Source organism: Pseudomonas duriflava (genome assembly GCF_007830155.1).
Taxonomy (GTDB): domain Bacteria; phylum Pseudomonadota; class Gammaproteobacteria; order Pseudomonadales; family Pseudomonadaceae; genus Chryseomonas; species Chryseomonas duriflava.
The window spans coordinates 1-12,128 of record NZ_VLKY01000013.1 but is presented as its reverse complement, the minus strand read 5'-3'; the positions used below and the strand labels follow the sequence as shown (position 1 = coordinate 12,128).

The 12,128-nt window shown below is 52.7% G+C and carries 7 protein-coding genes and 1 pseudogene; 2 read left to right on the top strand and 6 right to left on the bottom strand.

Annotated elements, in window-relative coordinates; genetic code table 11:
- Positions 1 to 197 precede the first annotated feature (197 nt).
- The gene (locus tag IQ22_RS23860; RefSeq protein WP_280177099.1) at positions 198 to 332 is read left to right on the top strand and encodes a hypothetical protein; all 135 of its coding nucleotides are present in this window, start codon (positions 198 to 200) and stop codon (positions 330 to 332) included.
- Between the two features lie 106 nt (positions 333 to 438).
- Here the strand turns inward: IQ22_RS23860 and IQ22_RS17575 are convergent, their stop codons facing one another.
- From IQ22_RS17575 to IQ22_RS17550, 6 genes are all read right to left on the bottom strand, one after another.
- A complete protein-coding gene (locus tag IQ22_RS17575) occupies positions 439 to 2,259 on the bottom strand; it encodes an IucA/IucC family protein (RefSeq protein WP_145144413.1) in 1,821 nt (606 codons plus the stop codon).
- Positions 2,256 to 2,864, bottom strand: a complete 609-nt coding sequence (locus IQ22_RS17570) for a GNAT family N-acetyltransferase (protein ID WP_145144411.1) — start codon at positions 2,862 to 2,864, stop codon at positions 2,256 to 2,258. Before IQ22_RS17570 ends, IQ22_RS17575 begins: the two co-directional genes overlap by 4 nt.
- 1 nt (position 2,865) lies before the next feature.
- The gene (locus IQ22_RS17565) at positions 2,866 to 4,029 is read right to left on the bottom strand and encodes an MFS transporter (protein WP_145144409.1); all 1,164 of its coding nucleotides are present in this window, start codon (positions 4,027 to 4,029) and stop codon (positions 2,866 to 2,868) included.
- On the bottom strand, positions 4,026 to 5,351 hold the full coding sequence (locus IQ22_RS17560; RefSeq protein ID WP_145144407.1) for a lysine N(6)-hydroxylase/L-ornithine N(5)-oxygenase family protein: 1,326 nt from the start codon (positions 5,349 to 5,351) through the stop codon (positions 4,026 to 4,028). The genes IQ22_RS17565 and IQ22_RS17560 overlap by 4 nt, the downstream gene beginning before the upstream one ends.
- Positions 5,352 to 5,366: 15 nt before the next feature.
- The gene (locus IQ22_RS17555; RefSeq protein ID WP_425298880.1) at positions 5,367 to 6,893 is read right to left on the bottom strand and encodes a pyridoxal phosphate-dependent decarboxylase family protein; all 1,527 of its coding nucleotides are present in this window, start codon (positions 6,891 to 6,893) and stop codon (positions 5,367 to 5,369) included.
- Between the two features lie 1,347 nt (positions 6,894 to 8,240).
- Entirely contained in the window at positions 8,241 to 10,664 is a 2,424-nt protein-coding gene (locus IQ22_RS17550) for a glucose/quinate/shikimate family membrane-bound PQQ-dependent dehydrogenase (RefSeq protein ID WP_145144403.1), read from the bottom strand.
- 890 nt (positions 10,665 to 11,554) lie between these two features.
- Between IQ22_RS17550 and IQ22_RS17545 the strand changes: the two are divergent.
- Positions 11,555 to 12,128: pseudogene (locus IQ22_RS17545) on the top strand (IS630 family transposase); the annotation flags it as partial.

Sequence of the window (12,128 nt, the reverse complement as noted above, 5' to 3'; positions counted from 1 at the left end):
CCCTGGCTTAAAGCGGCTATGAGGTCCTGTTTAAAAATATGAGTACAGGTATGTGGTAGAAGGAAAATTCTGCACCTTATGGGGTAAGTCCTTGGGCCTAGTGGCGGCTTTAATCTTTCCAGTTCAGTTAAATATAGTCTTCCTTGTGAACAGATCGTTTGCTTCCTGGATCGAATAAGAAACACGAGAGGTGACCTATGAGCAGTGAAGAAAACGTGCCAGACAAAGACCAGACACCAGATGATTATGATGAGTATGGGGACGTACCCAATACAGTAGATACACCTGGCATGGATGAGAGACCTGATGTTGATGACAGTCCGCTAGGTTGAGCATGGTAGGTACAGAGCCCAGTCACTGCTTGGGTTCTATACCGAAACAAGTCTGATCCGTCCGGCCTTCGAAAGGAAGGTCGGACGGCTTTGGCAGGCTAAAACATCAGGCCTTGAAACGAGCGATTGGATTACTCAGTGTGCCGGCAAATTTCAGGTTGCCAGCCGGGTCTGCCAGATTGATCATCTGCTGGTTGTTGCCCAGTTGCAGACGATTCAGACAGGAACGGATGAACTCCGGTGCAAACAGATCGTACCGGACGAACTTGTCCGCATGCTGCGGATGACCTTGCTGATAGTCCCGTACGGTATCGGCCACAAGGCTCCAGAAACGGTTCTCATCATAGCCGGCATGCTCGACCAGGATCGCGTTCATGTAGCGGAAGAAGCAGTCGAAGACATCCGTGAATATCGACAGGATTTTCAGCTCCTCGGGGACGGACACCGCAAGGCGCTTGATCTTTTCGGGTAGCTGGGCGTCCGGATTGAGTACGGCAATCTCCTCGGCAATGTCCTTCATGATTGCGCGCGAAGGGACATTGTTATCCAGTACCAGGATCAAATTCTCGCCATGGGGCATGTAGACCAGATCATGAGCATAAAAGCAGTGCAGCAACGGCGTAAGGTAGGCGTTGAGGTAACGGCGTAACCACATGTCGGTATCAACGCCAGACGACGCGATCAGAGCGGTCAGGAGTGAATTTCCCTGGGCATCCAGGTGCAGCAGCGAGGCCATGGTCATGAGCCGCTGCCCAGGCTTGAGCTGTGTGACCGGGCTTTCCCGCCAGAGCGCGGAGAGCATTTTCTTGTAAGGCGTGTCGTTGACCAGCGCGGTTTCGTAATAGTGGTTGCGATAGCCTACCGAAGCCACTTCACGCAGGATGCTAAAGCCGTTTTCGGTCAGGAAGGGATCGCTCTCGATCAGGCCCTTCAGCCATTCGTTGATGGCCGGCGTTGCCAGCATGTAATAAGGGGACAGGCCACGCATAAAGCCCATATTGAGAATGGATAGCGCCGTTTTTACATAACGCTTCTCGGGGTGGCTCACGTTAAAGAAGGTGCGGATGGACTGCTGCGCCAGGTACTGGTCCTCACCATAGCCGAGGCAAACGATATTGCGATTGGCAACGTCTGCCGAGAAGGCCATGGCCAGCTTGTTGAACCACTGCCAGGGGTGAGCGGGCATGAACAGATAGTCGTTCGGATTCAAGCCTTGCTCGGTGAGCTGCGCATTAAAGTCGGCCACGGTCTCGGTACCTAGCTCCTCTTGTAGCAGCCGGTCGTAATCCAGATCCGACAGTGCAGAGAAGGTCGCCTTGGTCTTGCGTACCGCCAGCCAGATCAGTTGGACGGGCGAGGCCGCTTCCGGTGCATAGGCACGATAATCGTTGGCGTCAAAGCCCATACGACCATTGTTGGCCACAAAGCCCGGATGGCCTTCCATCATGCCCGTTTCTACGGCCTGGAAGTCGGCCCGGGTAAGTTCCTCGGCGGTGAGTCCTGGCTTGGCATGTTTGTAGGCACTGCCGTAAAGCGTGCTGCTGATTTCGTCCAGGTAGACCGGCATCATGCTTTCCTGAATGCCTAGCTGATCCTTGAACTCGATAATAAATTCCAGAGCATCCAGAGGAGCCGACTCGCCCTCAAAACTCTTCTCAATGGAGGCGGTATCGATCAGCCAATGATCCAGGGCCAGCTTCTGAGCACGGAAGCGGTATTCCAGTGTGTCGTTGCCATTGCTCAAGCGGTAATGGTCCCAACCGTCGCGAGATTCAACGAACGCCGGTTCGATCAGTTTTTCATGAGCGAATTCGGCAAGCGCCTTGCGTACCAGCAGACGGTTGACCTTGCTCCAACGCTCCGGCGTCAGGTGCAAAGCGGCTTGACCGGGCGTGGCGGCGGGCAGGGCGGTAATCATCTGGTTCATGGACGGTTCTCCAAAGTAAGGCTGGCGGCGTACTGCTCGCGCGTACAAAAGGCAAGGTGGGCGGTTTTTTCACCCAATTGAATGACGCGGTCGTATTCAAAGCCGACGCGTTTGTTGAGTACATGGATCTTGTCGTTGCGCACATCCGGCTCGACCACGACTCGCCGGGCGAAGGGGTCACTAAAGAGGAACTCCATAATGGTGCGCATCACGGCCAGGGTGAAGCCGGGGATGGGCGTACTGCAGGGTGCCACGAGGAAGTGCATGCCACGGTCGCCGGGCCGGACGTCATAATGCTGGCCGACCGGGTCATGCAGCGGCATGTAGCATTCCACCAAAAACGCTGGCGAGCCGTTGTGCAGTCCAAGAAAGGCATCAGCGTGAGACGTCGCCATGAGGTCCTGGTAGAAGATTTCGATGTCGGATGGCGTGGCGTTCTGCATACCCCAGAAACGTGCATAGTCGCGAGTCAGCCAGTCGTGCAGGAGCGAGGTATCCTCCGGCAGGCTGAGCGGGCGCAGACTGAAGTGGCCGATGCCCGGCTGCGAAGTGCTAAAGCACAGACGGGTATCGATAGGTTGTTGTAAGGCAGGAATGGCAGTCATTTCAGACCCCCTTATCAATAACAGGCGTGGCGGCGGGTAGCGCCGGACGTACCAGGAGCGGGTATGCCAGGGCTGTAAGGACGAAGCCTGCAGCACCAATCACGAAAGGAATGGCCAGGCCGAAGGCGCTGACCAGCGAGCCCGCGGCAAACGACGAACCCACCACGCCCAATTGTTGGAAGAAATTGATCTTGCTGTAGTCGGCGGCATAGGCCTCAGGCGTGCTCAGTTCGAAGAGCAGCGCATCGAGCCGCACGGTGACCTGGAACATGGACCAGCCGTACAGGCATTGACCAATCACAATCAGTGCGGCGTGCTCGCCAGCCTGAAGCATCAGGCCGCACACGCCGAGCAGCATCGCGCCGGGCAGTGCCTGCTGCCGGCCACCGGCGCGGCGGTTCAACCACAGGCCGAGCAGGGCCATACCGCCCGGAATGGCATAGACCATACCGGTCAATGCCGTATGGTCCACCTTGGCAACCTGTTCCCAATACAGCGTGAAGAACGGTTTCACCAGGTAGCCGCTGAAGTAGAACAGCAGCATCAGCAGGCATAGCCGATAAATCGGCCAGACGCTGCCGGTGCGATGTTCCAAAGGGTGTACCGGTTTTGCCCGTGGCGGCTCCTGCCGCAACAGGCGCCCGCAGATCGCCATTTGCAGGAAGTCGCCCAGGGCCATCACCACGAATACATCGCGTGGCTCCAGCACTTGTAGGACCAGCCCGCCCACCACAGCTCCAAGGATGGCACCGAAATGAACCACAACCGACAGCATGCCGATGGTCTGGGTATGGTTCTTTGGCTCTTCCAGGCTCATCACGTAGGGATACATGAGCAGATAGCTGCCCTTGAATACGATCATTCCCAGCGAGACGAGCCAGAACTCCAGTAGCGCCGATGCCCAGTAGCAGTACAGGCACAAGAGCCCGGCGGCAAGCTGCGTCCAGATCAGCAGCCGGATCGGATGCACCCGTTGTGCCACGCGTGCCCAGAAGGGCAGCGCAAGCATGACCGTGAAGCAAATGGCAGCAAGATATGCCCCTACATGTTCCGGCCGTGTTTCGCCGAAGCGACTGGCAAAGTACTGCGGGTAGAACGGGATCAGCATGGTGTCGCTGATGACGGCGAGAGCCGTCATGGCGATCAGCGAAGTACGCAGGTTCATGTCTTGGCCGGCTCCGGCTGGAGCAGGGTAGAGAGAGGCGCCGCGAACTGCTGGAAGGCAATCTTGCGCTCGACTGCGTAATACTCCCGGCCCAGCATCTCGCGAATGATGTAAGCATTGCGATAGCACGCCATGCCCAGGTCTGGTGTTACCAGGCCATGGGTATGCAATTCAGCGTTCTGGACGAAAATGTCCGTGCCTGCCGCGTCGATACTGTAGTTCCGGTTGACGGCAAAACGGCCTTTCTCGTCGAAGCGCAGGTGTGGTAGCAAGGGTTTGAGGAAGCCGGGCATTCGATAACAATACCCCGTAGATAATACCAGCCCTTCAGTTTGTAGCCGATAACGGCTCTCCTGTTCCTCCTGGAACAGGGTCAGCTCGAAACTGCCGGTACGCTCATCATAGTGACAGCCCTGAAGCTCAGTATTGGTATACAGGTTGGTTCTGACCGGCCCCGTAAGACTCTTGGTATAGAGCAGGTCGTAGATCGCGTTGATCAGGTCGATGTTGATGCCCTTGTACAATCCTTTTTGGCTGCGCATCAGCGCGTCGCGTTTGTGCATAGGCAGCTGATGGAAGTAGTCGATGTACTCGGGCGAGGTCATCTCCAAGGTCAGCTTGCTGTACTCCAGCGGAAAGAAGCGGGGCGACCGGGTAATCCAGTTAAGTGTGTAGTCACGCGTATCGATCTCCTGCAGGAGGTCATAGTAGATTTCCGCCGCGCTCTGGCCGCTGCCGATTAGCGTGATTGTTTTCTTCGCCTGTAGCGCCTGCTTGTCGTTCAGGTAGGTCGAGGTATGGGAAAGATGGCTGCTCGCGTCCTGACAGCAGTCTGGAATATAAGGCGAGGTGCCTGTGCCCAGCACCAGGCGCCGGGTTTGATAAGTCAGCTGCTTGCCAGTCTTGGTACAGGTGCAGTTCACCGTATAGAGACCTGTTACCGGATCGTGGTCAATGCGCTCGACATACCGGTTGAATTCCAGATTTGGCAAACGCTCGATAACCCACTGGCAGTACTGGTTATATTCGCTACGCATCAGGAAGAAGTCTTCCTTAATGTAAAACGCGTAGATACGCCCGGTGGATTTCAAGTAATTCAGGAAGCTGAACGGGCTGGTAGGGTCGGCAAGTGTTACCAGGTCCGCCAGGAACGGCGTTTGCAACGTAGCAGACTCCAGCATCATGCCGGGGTGCCAGTCGAAGCACTCGTTCTTGTCGAGGAACAATCCATTAAGATCGTCAATCGGCGCGGTCAGACAGGCCAGGCCCAGGTTAAAGGGGCCAATACCAATCGCGATGAAGTCATAGGTCGAAGCCGTCATGGTGAGTTCTCCAGATCAGCAAATCGCTAGGGCGGATTGTTGAGCAACGTACCGAACACCTTCGTGCTTGATAGCGTCGAGAATGCCTTGCAGGTCGTCCAGGGTTGTCATGGGGTTAAGCAGGGTAAACTTCAGGTATTGCCGTCCGCCGACCTTGGTGCCGGCCACGATGGCGCGTCCGCTCCGGGAAAGGGCTTTACGAATGGCCGCATTAGTAGCATCGATCTGTTCGGCGGTTAGTGCCTGCTCAGGGATGTAGCGGAAGACCAAGGTACTCAGCTCCGGCGTATGAGCTACGTCGAAGCGTGGGTCTCGTTCAAGTAGGGGATAGGTGGCGCGAGTCAGGTCGATTACCTGATCGAACAATCCACCCAAGGCATCCGCACCCATGGTACGCAGGGTCATCCAGAGTTTGAGTGCATCGAAGCGGCGGGTGGTCTGGATGCTCTTGTTGACAAGGTTGGGCGTACCTTCCTGGGTCTGGCTCTTGGGGTTCAGGTAGTCGGCGTGGCAGGTGACATGAGCCAGTTCGCGCCGGTCACGCACCAGAAACGCACTGCAGCTGACGGGCTGGAAGAACGATTTGTGATAGTCGATAGTGACCGAGTCGGCTTGTTCGATCCCGGCGAGGCGATCCCGGTATTTAGGTGAGATCAGTAGGCCACCGCCGTAGGCAGCATCTACGTGCATCCAGATGTTGCGATCACGGCAGATCGCGGCAATCGTTTCCAGCGGATCGATGCTGCCAAAGTCCGTCGTGCCAGCCGTTGCGACCACGGCCATCGGGATCAATCCTTCAGCATCGCATTCATCCAGTACACGGCGCAGGTCGTCCATGTCCATTTTTTTGCGCGCATCGCAGCGTACCGGGATCACGGCATCATAGCCCAGCCCCAGGATGGCAGCGGATTTCTGCACGCTGAAATGGCTGGCTTCGGAGGAAAGAATGCGTAGGCGCTTGAAATCGGCCGGAAGGCCTTCGGTCTTGTTGCCGGCATGTCCCGGCTTATGACTGCATACATGATCACGAGCCAGCAGCATGGCCATGAGATTGGACTGGGTTCCGCCGCTGGTAAACACGCCATCGGCTTCAGCGCCCAGGCCGGCGCGGGCAATTGTCCAGTCAATTAACTTCTGCTCGATAAAAGTACCACCAGCACTTTGATCCCATGTATCGAGTGAGGAATTAATGGAGGAAAGAATTAACTCCGCCAGAATGGCCGGAATAACAATAGGGCAATTAAGATGAGCTACATAATGAGGGTGGTGAAAGTAAACAGCATCTTTTAAATAAAGCGCTTTCAGTTCATCAAGCGCTTCGTTGAGCGTACCTAGTTTCTCATCCAGATTCACTTCGTCGAATTGCCGCTTCAGTTCATGCGGCAATATGCCGGTATAAGGTTTATGAATACCAAGCAAGGTTTCCTTTATACATTCAGCCCCTTGAACCATGAGACTTTCAAAGGCCTGCGCATTCTTTTCGTTGAAAAGATGCGAGGTCGCCTGATCATCCTGTAGGCGAGTGGAAGGGTATGCAGTAATGGCAGCATATGAATGCAGTGGATTATTCACGAATGGAACCTCGGCAATTGATTAATCAATTTTGCAATAACCCAACTTAATGTCGGGATATGTGCCTCGCCGGGCTCTCACGGTAGTTCTATAGTAATTATTAGCGCTCTGCCATTTTTGCTTATGGCAATAGCTTTATAGGTATAGCGAAAATGATGACGTATTTATTTAATACTTAAATCTCATGAAAGAAATTTAGAGTAAGCTTGATAATAATGAAAATCAATATCATTCGTGTTGTAGTGTCTTTATAGTGTGATGTGTGTCACTTATTGATGCTCCAGTTTGGTTCTGTAGCAGAATGCCATTCCGCTTGAAAAGCGTATTAGGCGCTTAGAAAACAAGAGGCGGAGCTGAGAAGGTAGTCGCTTTTGCCCTTAGGCGTGGCAGGGGCAGAAGGGCTATGAAGGCTGGCTCCTGATTAAGCAGCCGATTAACGAAACGTAGTGATTTGGAGCGGATTTCTATAGACGTTTAGTCTTTCGAGCGATGGAGAGCCTGATCGATTTTGAATACCTGGGTAATTGACTCTACGGCATTCGTGCAAAATGAGCTGTTTTTGAATCGAAAAAAGAGCTTAAAGAGCTACTAAGCTATGTCTTGGGCTACAGCATCTGGGTGTTAAAGGATTTAGGAGCTGAAAGCCCGAATCAATCGGCTAAGGCATAATTTTGGTCATCTGCTGGATCCGGTGTCTGGTGTGCTTCATTTTTACTTAGTTAGTGGCCACTTTACTGGGCTACTAGAGCCAAGCGCTAATGTAATGATTACAGCAGCGAAAGCAAGTATTGAATGATTATGCGATTCTTATCAAACCTAGACAGGCCAAGCGTATCAACACCGGAGCTTATGGTGCCAGGCGCTTAATCTGAACTAAAGGTTACGCAGAGTCAGATTTGCATTAGGGTCTTATATAAGTCTTCGGGATGAGCAGTCGTCGCGAAGAGGTTAAAAGCGGTGGCTAAAGTTAGGCTAGAAACTGAAAGGCGGATTAGATTAAACAGTATTTGGTTTCTCCAGATAACATTATTTTTAAAGTAAAGGCTATTCTTTAGATAGTTTAAAGATTAAAACTATTTAATAATATAGGGATTATTTAAATTGTATTGGCTAGGCAGCCTGTTGAAGCGGGCATCCTTTTGTCTAATCTGATTGTTGAAGAGCTTGATTCTTTGGCAAGAGCCTATAAGTTAGGCCTGCTCTAAAATTTATTCTATGAAATACAAAAGGTTTCATTTATACATACGGGAATCATGTGATTAACGAAAAACCGGCTGTCATCTCGTAGGATGACAGCCGGTTTAAAGCTTTACGGCATTACTTACTACTAGGAAGCGCGTAGGCAATTACATAGTCACCGCGATCAGGCGACTGGCGTGCGCCGCCTGCAGTAATGATGACGTACTGTTTGCCTGTCTTAGGCGAAACATAAGTCATCGGGCCACCCTGGCTGCCTACAGGCAGACGAGCTTTCCAGAGCTCTTTGCCGTCGGCTGAATTGTAAGCACGCAAGTAATAGTCTTGGGTACCGGCGATAAACACAAGCCCGCCCTGAGTCGATAAGGTACCACCCAGCGTCGGCATACCGATCGGTAGAGGCAGATGCATTTTGATCCCTAGGGGACCGGTATCTTCAACTGTGCCAACAGGTACCTGCCAGGCAACTTGCTGAGTTTTCATGTTGATGGCAGTCAGTGTACCGTAAGGCGGGGCCTGACAAGGGATGCCGGCCAGCGATAGGAAGCGGTTCTTGTTTACAGCATAAGGTGTGCCCTTGAGTGGTACCGCACCCATGCCGGTATTAATAGCTTCGCCTCCAGAAGATGCTTTGGCATGCGCCTCTTGCGGGACCATCTGGATCCACAGGCCTAAACGCATATCATTGACAAAGATGAAATCGTGTACCGGGTCAGTTGAAATACCACCCCAGTTCAATCCACCCAGCGAACCTGGAAAGCTCAGCGATACGTCGGTACCTGGCGCCGTGTACAAGCCGTCATAACGCATTTTCTTAAAGGCAATACGGCAGAGCATTTGGTCAAACGGAGTGGCGCCCCACATATCAGATTCGGTCAGATGCTGAGTACCAATCTGAGGCATACCAACCGACAGTGGCTGCGTCAGTGAGTAAGGCTCGTTAGGGATGTTAGAAGCCTTGACCGAAACCTCTTCAACCTTAGTTAGCGGTTTTCCTGTGGCGCGATCTAACACAAAGATCTGACCAGCTTTGTTGCCGATTACAACGGCAGGAACCTTACTGCCATCAGCCTTGGGAAAGTCGATCAAGCTTGGCTGCATGGGCGTATCGAAATCCCACAGGTCGTTATGGACAGCTTGGAAAACCCATTTTTCTTCGCCCGTGGTTGCGTTTAGCGCTAATACAGATGCACCGTACTTGTGATCAAGTGCTGTACGCTCAACGCCATAAAGATCGGTAGATGAGCTGCCCATTGGCAAGAATACCGTGTTCATTGCTGGGTCATAGGACATCGGTGCCCAGCTATTAGGCGTGCTGCGGACATAGGTTTTGCCGTCAGCGGGTGCTTGCCTGTCTTCAGGGTTGCCTGGGTCGAATGCCCAACGCATCTCGCCGGTAACAACATCGAAACCGCGAATGACACCACCTGGCATGTCAGTTTGTACGTTGTCGGCGACTCGACCACCTACTACTACAGTAGTCCCGGCCACTAGTGGAGCTGAAGACAATTGATAATATGAGTCAGGAACATCGCCCAGGCCAGCTTTCAGATCAACTTGGCCATTGGTGCCGAATCCCTGACAGAACTCACCCGTATCGGCGTCTACAGCGATCAGACGTGCATCAATAGTGTTAGTCAACAGGCGACGCTGGCAGTTGGCACCAGTCGGAACCGAAACAGGCTTAACGGGCGTGCTGCCATCAGTAGGCTGGACGATTTCAGTAGAAGCATCAAAATAGGCAAGACCACGGCAACGCTGCCAAACTTTGGACTGCGCGTTGATCTCATTTTTCCAGAGTTGTTTGCCCGTGTCGGCATCCAAAGCGATGAGGTTGTTATGTGGAGTGCAGATGAATACCTTGTCTCCGACCTGCAACGGAGTTAACTGGTCTTCGGCACCATTGCCATTACTGACGGCGACATCACCCGTTTGATAGGTCCAAGCCGGTACCAAAGTGGAAACGTTGTCACGGTTGATTTGGTCCAACGCGGCGAAGCGGTTGCCACCGTCATCGTTGCCATAGTTTTTCCAATCTTTCTGAGCCTTCGTGGGATCGACCTTGGTCAGGCCAGGGCCGTCACCCGCAGGCGAGACAGAAGCATGTGGGATGAACATCCCCCAACAGCTAGCAGCGAGAGCAATTGCTAACACGCCGCTCAATCCATAGCCACCGCGACCACCTGCTAAGCCATTAATCTTGCGCAGGCTGGGGTAAGCCAGCGCCACGACCAAGCTCAACACTCCTAAGGCAAACAGGCGAGAAATCAATGGCCAAAAGTTGAGCCCAGCATCAGCCAACGCCCAGATCACGGTCGCTACCATGATCAATGCAAATAACCAGGCGCCCAAGAGCCGCTTTTTGAAGAGCAATACGGCAGAGATAACTAAGCCGAGACCAGAGAGTAGGAAATACCAACTGCCGCCTAGTGTGGCGAGGTAACCGCCTCCTGCTACATAAAGTAATCCGAATACAAGTACGCCTAAAGCGGCGATCCAAATGGGCCAGCGACTGGGAGATGCCGCAGGTTGGGACTTAATCATGTTGCATAATCCTAATGACGCATGAACGATTGTGAGAAAGCGTAAGGCTCAGCAATCAGGCCGTTGACAATCGCAAGGCGACGACTACTAAAAGATTTTCAATGCCAGAGGGTGATCTGTGTACGTCTGGTTTATAACGATTTTATCGGCTCACATATGCGCGCCGATGGTGACTAACTAGTTAGTACAAAGATAATAGCAAAAAAAATCATCTCTGCGACAAATCGTCCTATGCCTATGCCTATGCCTACGCCGGGCAAAAAAGAGCATTGCTCTATTAATAACGACCGTGCTGGTAAAGACCTCACTTTCAAAACTCGGCATCAATGTTGCCGAGAGGTAGATAAGTGATTTTGAGGAGGACGGTTCCTATTGCAAAAAGGTCTGTTCTTTTAATTTTTCTCAAAACAGGCCTATTACATGTGCCATCCAGATTGAGCCTTCCCTACGGGTGACATGATAATACGCTTAACAGGCACCATCTCTTGATTATAGGTAGTGCAAGCCTGGGCTTATCTTTACCAATAGTTATTAGCGTGACATTACCGAGTTCAGAGCAATACCGGCTAGCTAGAGACGTGGTCGCTCTGGCATTTATGTCTACACGCTAGGATTCGGGTTCACGGCGTTGTTTTGTCGAGTGAAAGAGTAAGGCGCTAATGTAGTACTGCAGCGCTTTAAACAAGCAGATAGATCAGCTCAACGGCTTGCTTATAAGTTACTGTCAGCATTGGCTGGATATGATCTGTATGAAATTGCAAATTCGGCCTGCTTCCTAGGGTGGAAAGGACAATTTTCATTCATCTAAGGCTAGTGTGGTGAATCACAACTACCAAACATAAGTATGGTCTGCAGAGTGAGTACTCAAAACTGACTCGAGGAGGCATGCGATGAGAACAGGCCGTCCTGCTGTACAGATCACACTAACCCGGCAAGAACATGCCGAGCTCAGCCGTCGTAGAGCTCAGCGTAAAGGCCCCGCGGATTTAAAACTACGCGCTGAAATCTCCTTTCTTGCGCTAGCGGTGAACCCGGCTCATCGATTGCCAGGCGCCTGGGTATTACTGCTCAGACCGTATCGCGGTGGCGTCTTCGCTTCTCACAATGGGGACTTGAGGGGCTTAAGGATGAGCCTAGATCTGGGCGACCCCGCAGTATCAGTGACGCGAAGGTTCAGGAGGTTGTTGATCGGGTCCGGCAAACCAAGCCTGAGGATGCCAGCCACTGGAGTTCGCGCCGCATGAGCAAGGCTGCCGATATTTCCATGGCCAGTGTGCAACGTATCTGGCGAGCCTTTGGCCTTAAGCCTCACCTTGAGCAGACGTTCAAACTCTCAACCGATCCGGCATTCGTCGATAAAGTTCATGACATCGTTGGGCTATACCTGAACCCACCGGATAAGGCTCTGGTGCTGTGTATTGATGAGAAAAGCCAGATCCAGGCCCTGGATCGAACCCAGCCAGG